Source organism: Acinetobacter sp. YH01024 (assembly GCF_013420195.1).
GTDB lineage: Bacteria > Pseudomonadota > Gammaproteobacteria > Pseudomonadales > Moraxellaceae > Acinetobacter > Acinetobacter amyesii.
In genome coordinates, this window is record NZ_VOYQ01000007.1 from 60,167 (window position 1) to 78,056 (window position 17,890).

The window sequence follows — 17,890 nt, forward strand, 5'->3', positions numbered from 1 at the left end:
AATAGTGCAATGAAAAAAATATATCTATCGTTGATGACTGTCCTGAGTTTGACAGCATGTACAGCAAATGAAGGCATGTTGGATTCATCTCAACACTTAAAACAAACGGCTCAAGCCAATTTAGCAAATTCACGGGTGAGTGAAATTCCATCTTTATTTAATCAAGCACAGACACAGGCGGTATTTGTCACATTTGATGGTCAGAGCATGAGCCATTATGGCAATGACTTACAGCGCGCCCACACTGAATACATTCCTGCATCTACCTTTAAAATGTTAAATGCTTTAATTGGTTTGCAGCATCAGAAGGCGACAACCACTGAAGTTTTTAAATGGAAAGGTGAAAAACGTGCTTTCCCGTCATGGGAAAAAGACCTGACTTTGGGTGAAGCGATGCAAGCGTCTGCGGTGCCTGTTTATCAGGAACTGGCAAGGCGAATGGGTTTGGCGTTAATGCAACAAGAAGTCAAACGGGTCGGTTTTGGCAATGCCAATATTGGCAAACAGGTGGATAATTTTTGGTTGGTTGGGCCGTTAAAGATTACGCCCGAGCAAGAAGCCAAATTTGCGTATCAGCTTGCGACAGAGAAATTACCGTTTGATGTCGCGGTACAAAAGCAAGTCAAAGACATGCTTTATATTGAAAGTCGTGGCGATGCGAAGTTGTATGCCAAGAGTGGTTGGGGCATGGATGTTGAACCCCAAGTCGGTTGGTATACCGGTTGGGTGGATGATGGTCATGGCAAGATCATGTCGTTTAGTTTGAATATGCAGATGGCAGCAGGGGATGATGTGGCGGAGCGTAAGCAGTTAACTTTGGATGTGTTGGATAAGTTGGGTGTGTTTCATTATTTACGTTAATTTTTTGAGTTTTAAGTTTGCATGTCCTCGCTTTGCATTGGGGTTGAGTTTCCATTGTGTAGGACGTTGCTACTTTTGAAAGCACAAAAGTAGGCAAAATGCTTTTGTTTGGTTGAAGGTAAGTCCGAAAAGTTCCAGTTGAATGTATAAATAATGGTGCGAATTTTGTTGATGGATTTAGTTAAGGTTATTTTCAAAAAAATATGCTTTTCTAAACGTCCTCGCTTAGCATTGGGTTTGAGTTTCCATTGTGTAGGAGATCCCTACTTTTGAACGCACAAAAGTAAGCAAAATGCTTTTGTTTGGCTGAGGGCACATCCGTGCTGCCCCACTCAAACAGGCGACATCCATGTCGCCGTCATGTGATTGAATATTGTGAAGAACAAGAATTTATGTAGAAATGGCTTTGTTTAAGCTCGTATAAAGTAATTTTCTAGCCTCTAAAATTTTAAATCTATATTGAGCAGTTGTTTCAACATTGATAGCTCCATTTTTACAAAGTGTATAAGCGTTAAATTTTCCGAGTAATTCGCCATAAATTCTTAGCTTTTCTTATTGTTCAATATATCCATGTAAAAGAATTAAACCTTCATTTTTGCTAAGCAAATTAAAGTCATTAAAAAGTGCGTGTCTTAGAGGTTAAAGTCTATCTGAAATCTCATTAAGAGCTAGTTGAGATTGTTTTGTTTCAAATTCAAAAAATGCCCAAATTTTTAAAACGAGATGATTTATTTCCTCGAGATCTTTGGAAATATTGGTCAATAAATTACGATTATATAGAAGGTTATCTTTTGCTACTGATGCTGAAATATTTGCCTTTTGATTTAAGTAGGTAATTACGCCAGTTATCAGTGCTCCTAAACCAATTTTTACGGCTGTATCAATTATCTCTAATAAAGTCATATAAATAAAAAACGGTGAATGAATCACCGTTTTATCATGCACTTAAAGGAAAGAGAATCTTATTTCAACATCGGCTTTAAAAATTTCGCTGTATGCGACACTTTATTCTTCGCAACAACTTCAGGTGTACCTTCGGCAATAATCATACCGCCACCCGCACCACCTTCAGGGCCTAAGTCCACAATCCAATCGGCAGTTTTAATCACATCCAAGTTATGCTCAATCACTACAATGGTATTGCCCTTATTACGCAGCTCATGCAGGATGTCGAGCAACTTGGCAATATCATGGAAGTGTAGACCAGTTGTTGGTTCATCAAGTACATACAAGGTTTTGCCTGTATCGCGCTTCGCCAACTCACGAGCCAATTTGACACGCTGCGCTTCACCACCTGAAAGTGTGGTTGCAGACTGACCCAAACGGATATAGCCCAAGCCCACTTGGTTCAAGGTTTCCAAACGACGGTGGATCACAGGAATGGCATCGAAGAAATGCATCGCATCTTCAACCGTCATTTCTAAGACATCAGAAATGTTACGACCTTTATAGCCAACTTCTAACGTTTCGCGGTTATAGCGCTTGCCGTGGCAGGCATCACAAGGCACATACATATCAGGTAAGAAGTGCATTGCAACCTTAATCATACCGTCGCCTTCACAGGCCTCACAGCGACCGCCTTTCACGTTAAACGAGAATCGACCTGCAGCATAGCCACGTGCTTTGGCTTCAGGGGTTTGCGCAAACAGTTCACGAATAGGGGTAAACAAACCGGTATATGTTGCAGGGTTTGAACGTGGTGTACGACCGATTGGGCTTTGGTCAATATCAACGACTTTATCGAGGAACTGTAAGCCATCAATCGAATCAAATTTCTCAGCCGTTAATGTGGTTGCACCATTCAATTGAGTCGCTGCAAGCGGCAATAATGTCCGGTTAATCAGCGTCGATTTACCTGAACCTGATACACCTGTCACACAGGTCATCACACCTAAAGGAATAGTCAAATCGACATTTTTCAGGTTATGACCCGCAGCGCCCATTAACTTAATTTGCTCTTCAGGTTTTGGCGGTTGTGTGCGTGTTTTCGGCACATCAATACTGAGCTTTCCTGATAGATATTGACCAGTTAATGAATCTGGATTTGCCAAAATTTCATCATACGTCCCTTCGGCAATCACATGACCGCCATGCACACCTGCACCGGGGCCAATATCAATAATATGGTCGGCGGCACGGATCGCATCTTCATCATGTTCTACAACTAATACGGTATTACCTAAGTCACGCAAACGTACTAGGGTTTCCAATAGGCGGTCATTATCACGCTGATGCAAACCAATAGAGGGTTCATCCAGCACGTACATTACGCCCATCAGGCCCGCGCCAATTTGCGAAGCCAAACGAATACGCTGAGCTTCACCACCCGACAGTGTTTCTGCCGAACGCGATAAACTTAAATAGTTCAAACCGACAGAGACTAGGAAGTGCAAACGTTCACGAATCTCTTTGAAAATCTTGTCAGCAATTTCGCCTTTGGCACCGCTTAAGTTGAGGTCTTGATAATAGCTTTCAGCATCGCCGATCGACATCTTGGTGATTTGCGCGATGGTTTTATCTTTAACTCGGACATGACGTGAAATTTCATTGAGACGTGAGCCACCGCAAGCATCACATGCGGCATTGGATAAATACTGTGCTAAATCCTCACGCACATAGTTCGACTCCGTTTCACGATAGCGACGCTCTAGGTGAGGTAGAATCCCTTCAAAGGCTTGCACACGTTTGTGCGAACGACCACGTTCATCAATATAGCTGAGGTCAACTTTTTCCTTGCCTGTACCATAAAGGAATTTCTTTTTGGTGTCGGCATCGAGTTCATTCCACGGTGTGTCTAGAGAATAACCAAAATGATCGGCAACTTTTTGGATCATGCTGTAGTAATACGGACGTTGACGGTCCCAACCACGGATTGCCCCTTGGCTAATCGAAACTTCATTATTGGGAATCAATTTGTCAGCACTAAAATGGCTGCGTGTGCCTAAACCATCACAAACAGGGCATGCACCGAATGGATTGTTGAAGGAAAATAGCCGTGGTTCAAGTTCACCAACGGCACGTTCACATTCAGGGCAAGAGTGTTTCGCAGAAAATACGCGGTCTTCTTGTTCGCCTTTCATCCACGACAAAATGGCAATATCGCCGCCCATGCGTAAAGCCGTTTCAAAGCTTTCTGCAATACGGTTACCGAGGTTATCACGAACTTTAAAACGGTCAACAACGACTTCGATGGTGTGCTTTTTCTTTTTGTCTAATTCGGGTGGTGTGTCGATATCAATGACTTCACCATCGACACGGGCACGGACAAAACCCTGACCTTGTAATTGTTCGAACAAGTTGGTGTATTCACCCTTACGGTCACGGACCACAGGGGCAAGCAACATAAGCGCCGTACCTTCTTCTAGACCTTTGACGGTATCAACCATTTCAGACACAGTCTGAGCCACCATCGGGAGGTCATGTTCAGGACAATACGGCGTGCCGACACGGGCATAGAGTAGACGTAAATAGTCGTAAATTTCGGTGATTGTTCCCACTGTTGAGCGTGGGTTGTGGCTCGTTGATTTTTGTTCGATGGCAATCGCAGGACTCAAGCCTTCAATCGAGTCAACTTCGGGCTTTTCCATTTGCGAAAGGAATTGGCGTGCATAGGCAGATAAGGACTCGACATAGCGACGTTGACCTTCAGCATACAAGGTATCAAAAGCCAAAGAGGACTTCCCTGAACCAGAAAGACCCGTAATGACCACAAACTTGTCGCGTGGAATATCGAGTGACACATTTTTTAAGTTATGGGTACGTGCGCCTCGAATACGGATATGGCTTTGGCTCATGCAAGGGGTCCTAAAATATTCATCGAAAAACCTATATATGATAGCGCATGAAAAATGTTCAAGTGTAATTTAAACCTAGATTTATGCGTGACTTTGTGAGAAAAATGGCCAAATCAAAATATAGCTGTCTGTGCCGATGCTCTAAAACATCTGCAAATCAGCAATCTAGGACTTTTAACATGAAATGGCAACTTCATCTCAATCCAATATTAGCTGTGATGGGTTTATTGATGTGTAGTGTGTTTTTGAGTGCATGTACCGAAAATCAGACACCGAAAGTGCAAAAATATGACAGCTTAGAACAAGCAACTTTGGCGCTGAATACCGAAAGTGAAAAAATTGATCTGTATATTGCGAAATTAGGTCAGGCCAAAACAGACGCTGAAAAAAAGCAGCTGGCTTGTGAAAAGATTCCTCAACAGTTTGATTTAGTTTTGGCAATTGTCGAAAACAATCAACATTTGATGAGCGCTGAAGATTTAAAAGTTCAAGCGCAGTTTAAGCACATGGCTGAGCAACAAAAAGCGCGCTTTACATCTAGCCTGTGGTGTAAAGGAGTATAAAGATAAAGGTGTTATGACTGTTTTAAGTTCATCATTTAAATCTCCTGTGTCATGTGCATAAAAATGCATTGGAAAATCTCAGGACTATCGCAGAAAAGGCGTAAAATGCAGTTTTCTCTAAACTATTGAATGCCATGTTGTCCTTATTTCTCAAAAGCTTAATGGGTGCCTTTGTTGTGGTATTAATTGCTTTGCTGTCTAAAAGTAAGGCGTTTTATATTGCAGGACTGGTCCCATTGTTTCCGACTTTTGCACTGATTGCTCATGTGATTGTGGCAAATGATCAGGGTGCAGCCGCATTACAAAAAACAGCGTTGTTTGGACTCTGGTCTCTCATCCCCTATTTCATTTATTTATTAATGGTGTATCTGCTCGCAACACGTATGAGCTTAACGGCATGTTTGAGTGTAGCAACTTTGAGTTGGGTGCTTGCTGCGGCTGTTTTGATTTATGCATGGCAGAGTTTTCAGTAAGCATCAAAAGCCTATATCGTTGCTGATTCAGATCAACTTTTTATGGGTTCTAGATCATTTATAAAACAATAGATATGGCTAAAATTATGATGAATTTCCAATCGTTAAATGTGTGATTTGGAATGTAAGTATTTGAATAGTTAATTATAATTCTGACAGAACAGCAAATAATCATGATAAGAGCAAATAATGTTAAAACAATTTTGGGTGATCATCTGCCTCATGTTTTCAAGCCAAATCCTGTGGGCTGAAGACAGTCAAATCCTCGCGTTTGAACAGTTTATTGACTCTGCAGCAGAGCAGCGCTATAGCGTGAGCGTGCCTGCGGTCGCGCAAAATGAACAGCTATGGTCTGTGGTATATATGGTGCTACAAACCAACCAAGTCCCTGATAACACCGTATTGGACTTTAAAGTCGTTCCCCAAGGCTTATTATTGAAAAATAATCCTGCACAAAAAATACAAGAGTATGCTTTTGACGGCGTGCAGTTGGCACAGACAAAAGACTATGTACTGTCCCAATTTTCCGATTTGAGTGAACAACTGGAAGATCAAACGGGCAAGAAAGTGCAGGATGCATCGCTCTTTGATACTAGTCGTGTCCATGTATATGCCCGCGTCGAAGATTGGGTGCCAGACTATAATGCTCAAGCTACCCAACTGAATATTGAACTGGGCAAACTCAATGAAATGCAGGTGAAAGGGCTGTATTTGATTTTAGGTAAAGGCGAAAAGCCCAAAGATTTATTGGCCATTGCTCAACTTGATCCGATGATCAAATCACAATTTCATTCAGAAGAAATGCAGGAACGTAAAGCAGCGCGCAGTGAATTGCGTGAAGCACGTTTTGCGATTTTTTTGGTGATTATCGCGATGGGGATTTTCCTCGGATGGTATCGTTTTAAACGCTAATACACTGAATGATCGTGTAAGGTCATTTGAACCGAATCCAACCGTATTAAAAAAAGGATCTAAAAGTAATTTTAGATCCTTAAATTTTTATACATTTTAACTGATGTTATGCAGTAAAATCAGAAGCGCAATTTGATTCAAATAAAAGAACGATACGCGGTAAAGTCATCCGCAAGTGTTTGAGACAGGACGACTTCTAATCACAAATGTTTTTGCGATACTTTGAATAATTTGACGCTAGTGAACGAGTTTTGCGGATGACAATGGTTTTGGGTACTTTTGCCGAAACAAAAGTACCTCCAGCCGAAGGCTGATCCCTTTATTCAAACTCTGGATGTAAGATTCCATCGAATAGACTTAAAAAGCATATTAAAAATGCGAAATTACTTTTACGGGCGTAACATCAGAGCTTAAATCAATAGCTTATTCAACAGGCCAAGTCCGCTGTTGATACGCGCTGTCCCAGAACATCCATTCTAATTTTGCGCCGTTCGTGTAGGCGGCATGCATTTTTTCACGTGTATCTGCATCACAGCGGGCGGCCACTCGATCAATGGTTTGAATCACGTTTTGCACAGCAGTATTGAAGTCTTCACCTGAGTAGGTGTCGATCCATGCTTGGTAAGGGTTATTAGGCACAGATTGGCTGACAATGGCTTTGCCGACTTCAGCATAGATCCAAAAGCAAGGCAGGAGTGAGGCAAGGACCACAGGGTAACTTTCTGACCATGCTGTCGCTGTTAGAAACGAAGTGTAATGATGGCAGGCAAGGGTTAATGGGGTATTTTCAAACTGTTCTTTGCTGATGTTGAAACCTTGCATAAAGTCATTGTGCAGACTGCGTTCCACCACGATGGCAATTTTTGCGGCTTCAGAAAACTGAATCACATCGTCGGCATCAAACGCCTTGGCTGCACACACCGCAAGCGCACGACCATAGGCCAATAAATAATGGGCATCCTGAATGACATAGTGGCAAAAGGCGTCGCGGCTTAAACTGCCCTGAGCCAATTCCTGATTAAACGGTAGATGGAGAATCTGCTGATATAACGCGGTATTACGTTGCCAAACTTCTTCAGAAAAACGCATTGAACATTCCTGTCGTTAAAAATGAAAGACGGGTCTACACCATGATGCGATGTAATTGAGAGCCTCCATCTTAGAGTGTTTATTCAAAATGTAACGAATAATTTTTGGTTTCAATTCTGAAAAGCGGCATAATTGCGCCATAAACTTAGCTTCAAACTGGGTATTCCCTCATTTTGAAATCTTATTGAATGAATAGGTCGATCTATCATGATGAAACATTTTGGTTTCTCAATCGTATTTACGATCGTGTGTCTTGCTATTTCTGCATATTGGGGTCTGAATCATGGCCCAAATGCAGGCGTGCAAGCCATGCTGACAGCACTGACCATTACTGCCATTTTAGCGGTGATGGAAGTGTCTTTGTCTTTTGACAATGCCGTTGTCAATGCATCCGTACTCCGTGGTTGGGACCATTTTTGGAAAATGATTTTCTTAACTGTCGGGATCGTGATTGCTGTCTTTGGTATGCGTCTGATTTTCCCAATTGTGATCGTGGCTGTAACTGCAGACATGGGTGCAATGGAAGTGGTTCAAATGGCGTTGAATGATCCAATTCAGTATTCAGCTAAATTGATGGCACATCATGCAGAAATTGCGGCCTTTGGTGGTGCTTTCTTATTATTGGTGTTCCTGAACTTCTTCTTAGATGAAGGGAAAGATACCCATTGGTTCCGTTGGTTAGAGCGTCGTTTGGCCAATCTTGCAAACGTTCCTGCGATGTCCGTGTTTATTGCCCTAATTGCGTTATTGGTGATGGCGGCAAACGTGGCTGAAGCCTCTCGTCTAGCGGTTGTAATGGCGGGTATTTGGGGGATCGTGGTGTATATCGGTGTCCAAGTACTGAGTCATTTATTGGGTGGCGAACCTGAAGTCGATGAAAACGGTAATGCGGTTGGACATGATGCAAATGGCGTACCGACAGGCGTGATCAAAGCAGGTTTTGGTGGTTTCCTTTACCTTGAAGTACTCGATGCCTCATTCAGTTTTGATGGAGTGATTGGTGCATTTGCGATTACCTCTGATGTCGTGATCATTATGCTCGGTCTTGCTATTGGTGCAATGTTCGTGCGTTCGATGACCATTTACTTAGTAGATAAAGGCACCTTAGATGCTTATATCTTCCTTGAACATGGTGCGCATTATGCGATTGGTGCTTTGGCCTTCATTATGTTGGCGAGTGGCACGGGTCTGCATGTCCCTGAAGTGGTAACGGGTCTAATTGGTGTGGCATTTATTGTTTGGGCGGTGATTGCCTCTATTCAATATAAAAAGCGCCAAGAAAGTCTAGGCTAATTTAAATTTGCCTAATATCTCCCAAAAAGCGCAGCATCAGCTGCGCTTTTTATTTGTCCAATCATCAGGATATTTAAAATCAATAAAAATCCTGCTTCGCTTTAAGCTGAATGTCCTATAATCCCATTCCAAGATTAATGAATTTTTAACCAGCTATGATGAATGCTCTTGAACGACGCTCAACTTTTGCTTTGAGTAGTATTTTCGCCTTACGTATGCTGGGGCTGTTCATGATTATTCCTGTTTTCTCTGTGGCAGGTCAGCAATATGCAGGGGCAACACCGGCACTCATTGGTTTGGCGGTGGGTGTTTATGGGTTGACCCAAGCGATTTTACAGATCCCGTTTAGTCTGATTGCAGACCGTTATAGCCGTAAACCGTTGGTGGTGATCGGGCTACTTTTATTCGCTTTAGGCGGTGCAATTGCGGCGATGTCCGATAGTATCTATGGCGTAATTATCGGGCGTGCGATAGCCGGTGGGGGTGCTGTATCTGCGGTGGTGATGGCTTTGTTAGCCGATGTCACTCGTGAAGAACAGCGTACCAAAGCCATGGCCATGATGGGGATGAGTATCGGTTTGTCCTTTGTGGTCGCGTTCAGCCTTGGGCCTTGGCTCACAGGTTTAGTCGGCATCTCGGGTTTATTTTGGGTGACCACCATCATGGGACTTGCCGCGATTGCGATGTTGCTATTGGTACCGAAAGTAACGCGTCATCATAAAAATTTTCAACAAGGTTATCTGACGCAGTTAAAGCAAGTACTGAAAATGCCTGATCTAAATCGTTTACATGTTTCAGTCTTTTCATTGCATTTACTGCTCACCGCGATGTTTATTTATGTACCGTCTCAGTTGATTGACTTTGCCAATATTCCATTACATTCACATGGTTTGGTGTATTTGCCGCTTTTGGTCGTGAGCCTGTTTTTTGCCTTTCCAAGTATTATTTTGGCGGAAAAATATCGCAAAATGCGCGGCATTTTCTTGACCGCCATTGGTGGCATTATTTTAGGATTGGGCATCTTAATTTTTGGTTTCGAATCAAAATATATTCTGCTTACTGGCTTAGGATTATTCTTTATCGCATTTAATGTGATGGAGGCATTATTACCGTCATGGTTATCGAAAGCAGCTCCAATTCAATCCAAAGCGACTGCCATGGGGGTGAACGCCAGCAGTCAGTTTCTGGGGGCATTTTTTGGTGGTATGATTGGCGGGCAACTTCTGTTGCTAAATGATACGGCAATGGGATGGGGCATCCTGACAGGGCTAGCCATTTTATGGTTGATCATTAGTTTTGGGTTGGCTCAGCCGCGTTATTTATCGTCTATGGTTTTCAGTTTGCCTGAAGATAAAGAAACGGATGAATGGACTTCTCAGCTTTTAGCAATTCGTGGTATTGAAGAAGTTGTGGTGATGTCTGACCAGCAAGTGGCTTATGTAAAAGTGGATAAGCAGCAGATGGATGAATCTGCGCGACAACATTTAACGCACTTGTTAGGGAAAGAGGTAGCCATTTAAGCATAACTCTTATAAAGTAAATAATAGAAACAAATAGGAAGAATACGTCTGATGCGTGGTGTAAATAAGGTCATTTTAGTTGGTACTTTGGGTCGTGACCCTGAAACAAAAACTTTCCCAAATGGTGGTTCTCTCACTCAGTTCTCAATTGCAACGAGTGATTCATGGACAGATAAAAATACAGGTGAACGTAAAGAGCAAACAGAATGGCACCGTATTGTGTTACATAACCGCTTAGGTGAAATTGCACAGCAATATTTGCGCAAAGGTTCTAAAGTGTATATTGAAGGTTCATTACGTACTCGTCAGTGGACAGATCAAGGCGGTCAAGAGCGTTACACGACTGAAATTCGTGGTGAACAAATGCAAATGCTTGACAATAATCGCCAACAAGGCGAACAAGGTCAAGGCGGTGATTTTGGTCAGCCTCGTTTTAATAACCAACAAGGTGGTTATAACAATAACCAAAACCAAGGTGGCTACGGTAATAACTCAAACCAAGGCGGTTATGGCAATAACCAACCGGCTCAAGGCAATAGCTATGGCAACAACAACCCAGGTGGTTTTGCGCCAAAACAACAGCCTGCACCGACACCGGCTCCTGCTGCAGCAGATTTAGATGACGACTTACCGTTCTAATAAACCTTAAATACAGCGTTTAAAACGGTAGATCATCATCAAAAAAAGCCCTCAATCTTGAGGGCTTTTTTTCGCATGTCTCATTTGAAAGATCAGTTTCATGCTGCAATTGAGTCGATGACTTATTTTTTTGCAGAAACCCACATGGTAATCACGGCTTTAAAAACTGCTTCATTACGTGTGTTGTTCACCACGACATTCACCAAATAATCACTCCCTGCATTCCACGTAAAATTAACATCGACAGGCGTGGCAATGGCTGTTAAATCTGTATCGGCTTTTTTCAAATATTCCACAGTCATGCCTTTGGGAATCCAACGATGGCTGCTCGGAACGGTTACATCCGTCATGGTACCGCCAGCCAATTCGGCCATATTACACATGGCAATCGCGTGGACAGTGCCAATATGATTCAACACACTGCGCTGTTTTTTAATATGTAGTTCACAGTATTGGGGCTTTAATTCATCAAAAACAGGCGAAATACTGCTGAAATACGGTGCTTTTAAACACAGCAATTTAGAAAAAGTCCATTTCCCTGCGGGTTTGTTTTGGAAGGTCTTCCATAATTTTAATGCTTGGCTCATGCTTAATTATCCTTCATTATTCAGAATATAATTCTAATACGGAATAATATTCTGTTAATGGCGTAAATGACGTCACAGCTATTAAAAAAAGCCAACATTGTTTTAAAATGACCCGAGCAAAGGAAAGTATCAATGTCGTCAAATCAAGCATTATTGCAACGAATTTACAGCGGTCGCAGAGCGGAACTTAAAAGGCAGATCTTAGGAGAAGCCCTTGCATGTTTTTTAGAACAAGGGATTGAAACGACGACGATTGAACTTGTGCGAGACCGCGCAGAGACCAGTGTTGGTGCGATTTACCATCATTTTAAAAATAAAGATGGTTTAGTAGCAGCATTGTATTTTGCGGCATTGCAAGATCAATTTGCGAAAAGGGCAGACGCCTTGACACAGGCCCAATCGCTGCAGGAAGGCATTCAAGCCATTTTGTGCTCGTATATCGATTGGGTGGAAGCCTATCCTGATTTTGCAGAATTCTTATATGCGGCAGGGTTTAGTATGCGTAAGGAAACGCTACAAGCCGAGTTAAAACAACATAATCTACAACGCAATACCGCGCTGCTGGATTGGTTGACCGCACAATCCGATTGGCATTTGATCGAGCATTTACCCAAAGAATTAATGATGTCTTTGGTCTTAGGGGCAACGGAAAATTATTGTCGGGCATGGTTATCGCATAAAGTCAAAACGCCACCATCACACTATAAACAACAGTTTATACAGGCTGCTTGGCAGGCCCTCTGTATGGATATAAAGCCTTGCTCTCATTGAAATTGATTGGTTTTCTCGATGGAAAGGCAAAGATTGATTTAAATAGTAAATCTAAAAATCCGATAGTTTTTATAAAAAAGTTCGGTTTTACCTATGATTTGATAAGTCGTATTCTAGCTTCAACAGATAAGCAATCCCTGAAATGAGTTAGAGGAATATCAAATGAGTTTAATTAATACTGAAGTAAAACCATTTAACGCTACCGCTTACCAAGACGGTCAATTTATTGAAGTTTCAGAAAAAGACTTCTATGGTAAATGGTCTGTGGTGTTTTTCTATCCTGCTGACTTTACTTTTGTATGTCCAACAGAATTAGGCGATCTTGCTGATCACTATGCTGAATTCAAAAAAATGGGCGTAGAAATTTATTCAGTATCTACTGATACACACTTCACGCATAAAGCTTGGCACGATTCTTCTGAAGAAATTAAGAAAATCGAATACCCAATGGTTGGCGATCCAACTTGGACACTTGCGAAAAACTTTGATGTTTTAATTGAAGCGGATGGTCTTGCTGACCGTGGTACTTTCGTAATTGACCCTGAAGGTAAAATCCAAATCGTTGAAATCAATGCAGGTGGTATTGGTCGTGATGCTTCTGAATTGATGCGTAAAGTAAAAGCTGCTCAATATGTACATGCACACCCAGGTGAAGTATGTCCTGCAAAATGGAAAGAAGGTGAAGCGACGCTTGCACCATCGATCGACCTAGTGGGTAAAATCTAATTTGGTAATCCAACCGTAGATTTAAAAAAGCCAGAACTCAGTTCTGGCTTTTTTGTGGTTTAGATCATTGGACTAAATAGCCATCATGTTCTGGAGCATAGCCACGAACTCCATCGACTAAATAGTCAATTAATCTTTCCATGACTAGGCGTTGACCTTTGCGCGAAGCATATACCAATTGCACCGTACCGACATTTGAGCACCATTCGGGGAAGAGGTGAATTAAACGACCTGCCTCAATATCTGCTTGTACCGTTAAATACGGTAAGTCTGCGATGCCTAAACCATCGAGTACCGCATAATAAGCACCGGCTAAGTCATTGCTTTTAATCCGAGGTTGTAAGGCAATTTCAATCTGCTCTTGCTGTCCCGTATGATGCAAATGCCATTGATAGCGGTTTTTCTGTGTACCCAAAACGATACTCGGAAATTCTGTCAATTCGAAAATATGCTTTAACTCGCGTCCTTGTAAAAGTTCAGGACTAATCACTAAGCAATGCACGGTTTTAATCACGTCACGTACAATAATGCTCGAGTCTTCATTCTTACTAAAATTGGTGCGAATCGCCAAATCAATGTCGTCATGTAAGACATCCACACGGCGGCTAGACAGCTCGAGTTCGACCTGAACTTTGGGATGATCTTTTAAAAATTGATTTAACAAGGGGCGAATTTGATGTTCCATCATAACCGGTGGACAGCTAATTTTAACCAAGCCTTCAAGTTCACTTTTTTGCTTCAGGAGCACCTGATGCGCACATTCAACTTGTTCGATCACTTTTATGCATTCTTCATACAATTCTTGGCCTAATGTCGTGACCTTAAAGTGTCGGGTAGAACGCTGAATAAGGGTGACATTATATTTGGCTTCGAGATCTAAAATGCGTCGGCTTAATTTTGATTTTGTTATATTTGATGCTTCACTTGCAGCGCTAAAACCGCCATGTTTCACCACCAAGTAAAAGTAGTAATAGTCATCAAATGAATGCATGGATCACCTTATGCAGTGAAAAATTATTTCAATTCAAATCATCATACGTCAATTTATACATCAGGTATAAAAAAAGCGGCTCGAAGCCGCTTTTTACTACTGAAGGATTATTTCTTTTCAGTATTTTGCGTATAGCTGTTGATGAGGTTGCGGTAGTCCGGTATATGGTTGCCGAAAAGCGCACCTAAACCTTCAATATCATTACGCCAGTCGCGGTGTAATTCACACGCGGTACCAAACCACGTCATAAGCTGCGCACCCGCTTGCGTCATACGTTGCCAAGCTGAGTCACGGGTTAAATGGTTGAATGTACCTGAAGCATCGGTCACCACAAAGACGTCAAAGTCTTCTTCTAAAGCAGACAAGGTTGGAAATGCAACACAAACCTCAGTCACTACACCGGCAATAATCAATTGCTTTTTGCCTGTTGCTTTGACGGCTTTCACAAAGTCTTCATTGTCCCAAGCATTAATTTGACCTGGGCGTGCAATATAAGGTGCGTCAGGGAACATCTCTTTGAGTTCTGGAACCAATGGACCGTTTGGACCTTGTTCAAAACTGGTGGTGAGAATCGTTGGAAGATTAAAATATTTTGCGGCTGCAGCCAGTGCGAGCACATTATTTTTAAATTTATCTGGATCAATGTCGCGAACCAATGAAAGTAGACCTGTTTGATGGTCAACTAAAAGTACCGCGGCATTATCTTTGTCTAAACGAACGTAAGGTTTGCCCCATTTTATTGTCCTCTTTCCTGTTTGCAACTACGCAGGATCAGATGAAATCTGCGTGTTAACTAGATTTAGAATAGTTGTAAAAATGAGACAATGAAATGGGTTTGAATGAGAAGCTCAATCATAAAATTGGGATAATTCATCGTTGTATATGACTTAAAGCTTAGAATTTCGAAATTAATGCTTGGTTTTGAGTGAGGTGCAGATTTTATGTCTGAGTATTGTTCTAATTTTGAGATATAGAATGCTATCTGGAAGATGGTCAGTAAGTATTTCAAAGCTTAAAATAAGCGCTATGTTCATCCTATCGTATGAATATAGGAGCTAAGAAATGAAAAAAGTAATTGGTGTTTATCGTAATCAGCAAATGCACTGGGTGGGCGATGGTTTTCCAGTCAAAAGCTTATTTTCCTATGATCGTCTAGGTCAGGCGATTAGCCCATTTTTGCTTTTGGATTATGCGGCACCTTATCAGTTCGATCCCACCACTGCACGGCATGGTGTAGGTTCACATCCACATCGTGGTTTTGAAACGGTGACTATCGCCTACAGCGGTGAAGTGACTCATAAGGACTCAAGTGGTGGTGGCGGCACAATTCAAACAGGCGATGTGCAATGGATGACCGCAGGGTCGGGTCTGGTGCATGAAGAATTTCATTCGCCTGAATTTGCTCAAGCAGGTGGTCTTTTTGAAATGGTTCAATTGTGGGTGAATTTACCGGCAAAAGACAAAATGACCCAGCCTCGTTATCAAGCGATCACACGCCAAGATATTCCTCGCATAGACATGGATGAAGGTGCAGGGCATATTCGGGTGATTGCTGGTGAAATGGGTGGTCACCTTGGGCCTGCACAAACCTTTAGTCCAGTGAATGTCTGGGATGGTGAATTGAAAGCTCAATATGAAACCACCTTACATGTACCTGAAGGGCATAACACCATTTTGGTGGTCTTGAAGGGTGAGGTTGTGGTGAATGAAAGCCATAAAGTTCAAGACAGTTCGATGGTCATGTTTGCCAAAGACGATATCGCCATTCAGCTACAAGCGTTGCAGGACACACAATTTCTGTTACTTAGCGGTGAGCCACTAAATGAGCCGATTCAAGGTTATGGCCCATTTGTGATGAATAGCAAAGCTGAAATCATTCAAGCCTTTGATGATTTCAATAACGGAAAATTTGGTGAAATTGCGCTAGCGCATGAGGCTTAAGTGAAATTCATGCCGTTGAAATAGCCGAAAAAAAAGCCTCTGAACAGTCAGAGGCTTTTTTATTGAGCGCTGTAGTATTTATAGTTGTCATGATTTAAATATCATTTTACTTTTTATAAATTGTGATGAATTTATCACTTTCTTATGTGGCGCATCTTAGCGAGACTTGGCTTTAAAGTAAACCGAAAGTTATAAAAATGGTTAATTTAATTGTTTGGTTTTATAGGGTAATTAAAATTTTAAAGAAAAATATGTTTAAAAAACAAAGCTTAAATTGTGTGCTTTTTGACTGTAAATATTTGTAAATTTAACTTAAAAACGGCTGTACTGAAATCCATACAAAAAGTGCGAATCTGGTATTTTTTAATAGCTATTTTTAACTTCTGATCAGTCATACTTTTAAACTGTGTTTTATAGATGGAAAAGAAAATTGGAAATTGCAGTCATCGGTAGTGGCATGGCTGGGCTGGCTACCGCAAGAATTCTTAAAGACGCAGGGCATAACATTACAATTTTCGAAGCTCTGCCTGGTCGTGGTATGGATAGCCACAGCACTGAGTTTGAAGGCGGCTTGATCGATGCCCCTTTGCGTGTGATGAATCCACACCTCTGGAAAAATACCTTAAGTTTGGCGACCCATTTAGGGATTAAAACCTTCCCCGTCCGTACCTATATGGCATGCAGTTGGCTATTTGAAGATCGTACAGAAACGTGGTTGACCACCAGTCGTAGCCGTATTGGTAATTTCCCAATTATTAATAACCGTAAAGGCTTACAACAATATGGCTGGCGTTTAGTCAAAGGAATGTTGCAACTCAAAGCCGCGATCACTCGATTTTTTAAATCAAAAAATCAGGACATCACGCTTGCCGAGTTCATTAATAAAAATGAAATTGAAGAAGTATTTTGGCATGGTGCGGTCATGCCAGTGTTGTATACCATTTGCACCTGTAACCCGAAAACGATTGGCGAATGGCCTGCTAAACCGCTGTTGATTTTCTTGCGTCAATTGACCAATGGCGATGCCTTGCTGCGTATCCAAGGTGGTACACCTGCGTTGGTTGATAAACTGATTGAAGGTTTAAATATTCAAAGTGGTACGGCAATTACCAAAGTGCACGAGCAAGACGATAAAGTCTTGGTGGAAACTGAGGCCGGAACACATCATCTATTCGATCGTGTGGTAGTCGCGACACCAACCACCAAAACGGAAGAATTTTTAGATTCAACCCAGTTTGCTGACGATATTGAGCTTTTAAAGAAATTTAAATTTGAGCAAGGTCAGTTGGTGATTCACACTGATCAAACCGTGATGCCACCGAAGCGTAAAGATTGGTCTGTACTAAGTTATATGATGGACCGTAAATTTACCCGTCAGCAATTTACCGTATGGCTCAACTCCATTGAGCCGAGCTTGGTGGGTAAAACCCCTGTGTTCCAAACCTGGCAGCCAGTGACACCGATTGATCCTAAAAAAGTGATCTCTTCGGTCAGTTTGACACGTGCAGTGGTGGATTCACATACCGTGGCGCTGAATAAAGAGTTACAGCAACGACATTTATCCCCTGAACGTAAAGTCTTCTTCTGTGGTTCATGGTCTTGTGACGGTCTGCCGATTTTAGAGTCTGCGGTAACGTCTGCTATGCATATTGCAGAAATTTTTGGTGCACCATTGCCGTTTGTGGGTTTAAAACCTAAAGTGGAGGTTGCCCCTCAACTCGGTTACTAAC

The 17,890-nt window shown here is 41.9% G+C and carries 17 protein-coding genes; 11 read left to right on the forward strand and 6 right to left on the reverse strand.

The features are described 5' to 3' along the window. The first annotated feature begins 9 nt into the window (after nt 1-9). Nucleotides 10-861 (forward strand): class D beta-lactamase, encoded by an 852-nt coding sequence (gene blaOXA, locus FTT88_RS05300; RefSeq protein ID WP_373686913.1) that lies wholly within the window; start codon nt 10-12, stop codon nt 859-861. A 639-nt stretch (nt 862-1,500) separates the two neighbouring features. Here the strand turns inward: blaOXA and FTT88_RS05305 are convergent. After that, the gene (locus tag FTT88_RS05305) at nt 1,501-1,791 is read right to left on the reverse strand and encodes a hypothetical protein (protein WP_180105510.1); all 291 of its coding nucleotides are present in this window, start codon (nt 1,789-1,791) and stop codon (nt 1,501-1,503) included. Nucleotides 1,792-1,823: 32 nt separating this feature from the next. Beyond that, nucleotides 1,824-4,655, reverse strand: coding sequence for an excinuclease ABC subunit UvrA (gene uvrA, locus FTT88_RS05310; RefSeq protein WP_180173733.1), 2,832 nt, complete (start codon nt 4,653-4,655; stop codon nt 1,824-1,826). 179 nt (nt 4,656-4,834) lie between these two features. Here uvrA and FTT88_RS05315 point away from each other — a divergent pair, with 179 nt between their 5' ends. The 3 genes from FTT88_RS05315 (at nt 4,835) to FTT88_RS05325 (ending at nt 6,603) form a co-directional block, all read left to right on the forward strand. Further along, nucleotides 4,835-5,218, forward strand: coding sequence for a hypothetical protein (locus FTT88_RS05315; RefSeq protein ID WP_180108840.1), 384 nt, complete (start codon nt 4,835-4,837; stop codon nt 5,216-5,218). A gap of 134 nt (nt 5,219-5,352) precedes the next feature. Further along, entirely contained in the window at nt 5,353-5,691 is a 339-nt protein-coding gene (locus FTT88_RS05320) for a GlpM family protein (RefSeq protein ID WP_078190528.1), read from the forward strand. A gap of 189 nt (nt 5,692-5,880) precedes the next feature. Further along, a complete protein-coding gene (locus FTT88_RS05325; protein ID WP_180173734.1) occupies nt 5,881-6,603 on the forward strand; it encodes a hypothetical protein in 723 nt (240 codons plus the stop codon). Nucleotides 6,604-7,026: 423 nt separating this feature from the next. Here the strand turns inward: FTT88_RS05325 and tenA are convergent, their stop codons facing one another. Continuing rightward, complete coding sequence (gene tenA, locus FTT88_RS05330) at nt 7,027-7,692, reverse strand: thiaminase II (protein ID WP_078193179.1); 666 nt, start codon at nt 7,690-7,692, stop codon at nt 7,027-7,029. Between the two features lie 207 nt (nt 7,693-7,899). On the opposite strand from tenA, the gene FTT88_RS05335 reads away from it, so the two are divergent. From FTT88_RS05335 to ssb, 3 genes are all read left to right on the forward strand, one after another. Beyond that, nucleotides 7,900-8,985, forward strand: a complete 1,086-nt coding sequence (locus tag FTT88_RS05335) for a DUF475 domain-containing protein (RefSeq protein WP_078190525.1) — start codon at nt 7,900-7,902, stop codon at nt 8,983-8,985. A gap of 155 nt (nt 8,986-9,140) precedes the next feature. Beyond that, on the forward strand, nt 9,141-10,505 hold the full coding sequence (locus tag FTT88_RS05340) for an MFS transporter (RefSeq protein WP_111884498.1): 1,365 nt from the start codon (nt 9,141-9,143) through the stop codon (nt 10,503-10,505). 51 nt (nt 10,506-10,556) lie between these two features. Then, on the forward strand, nt 10,557-11,144 hold the full coding sequence (ssb, locus tag FTT88_RS05345) for a single-stranded DNA-binding protein (RefSeq protein ID WP_078190523.1): 588 nt from the start codon (nt 10,557-10,559) through the stop codon (nt 11,142-11,144). A 122-nt stretch (nt 11,145-11,266) separates the two neighbouring features. Here ssb and FTT88_RS05350 read toward each other — a convergent pair whose 3' ends face one another. Beyond that, nucleotides 11,267-11,731 (reverse strand): hotdog fold domain-containing protein, encoded by a 465-nt coding sequence (locus FTT88_RS05350; RefSeq protein WP_180050626.1) that lies wholly within the window; start codon nt 11,729-11,731, stop codon nt 11,267-11,269. Between the two features lie 132 nt (nt 11,732-11,863). Between FTT88_RS05350 and FTT88_RS05355 the strand changes: the two genes are divergently transcribed. Together FTT88_RS05355 and ahpC are read left to right on the forward strand one after the other, a co-directional pair. Beyond that, a complete protein-coding gene (locus tag FTT88_RS05355) occupies nt 11,864-12,502 on the forward strand; it encodes a TetR/AcrR family transcriptional regulator (RefSeq protein WP_180173735.1) in 639 nt (212 codons plus the stop codon). A 162-nt stretch (nt 12,503-12,664) separates the two neighbouring features. After that, nucleotides 12,665-13,228 (forward strand): alkyl hydroperoxide reductase subunit C, encoded by a 564-nt coding sequence (ahpC, locus tag FTT88_RS05360; protein WP_078190520.1) that lies wholly within the window; start codon nt 12,665-12,667, stop codon nt 13,226-13,228. Nucleotides 13,229-13,292: 64 nt separating this feature from the next. Here the strand turns inward: ahpC and FTT88_RS05365 are convergent, their stop codons facing one another. After that, nucleotides 13,293-14,219 (reverse strand): LysR substrate-binding domain-containing protein, encoded by a 927-nt coding sequence (locus FTT88_RS05365; RefSeq protein WP_180173736.1) that lies wholly within the window; start codon nt 14,217-14,219, stop codon nt 13,293-13,295. Nucleotides 14,220-14,326: 107 nt separating this feature from the next. After that, nucleotides 14,327-14,959 (reverse strand): isochorismate family cysteine hydrolase YcaC, encoded by a 633-nt coding sequence (gene ycaC, locus FTT88_RS05370; protein WP_180025950.1) that lies wholly within the window; start codon nt 14,957-14,959, stop codon nt 14,327-14,329. A 322-nt stretch (nt 14,960-15,281) separates the two neighbouring features. Between ycaC and FTT88_RS05375 the strand changes: the two genes are divergently transcribed. Both FTT88_RS05375 and FTT88_RS05380 read left to right on the forward strand, forming a co-directional pair. Further along, a complete protein-coding gene (locus tag FTT88_RS05375) occupies nt 15,282-16,160 on the forward strand; it encodes a pirin family protein (protein WP_180025915.1) in 879 nt (292 codons plus the stop codon). Nucleotides 16,161-16,590: 430 nt separating this feature from the next. Next, the gene (locus tag FTT88_RS05380; protein ID WP_180088783.1) at nt 16,591-17,889 is read left to right on the forward strand and encodes an FAD-dependent oxidoreductase; all 1,299 of its coding nucleotides are present in this window, start codon (nt 16,591-16,593) and stop codon (nt 17,887-17,889) included. Nucleotide 17,890 lies beyond the last annotated feature (1 nt).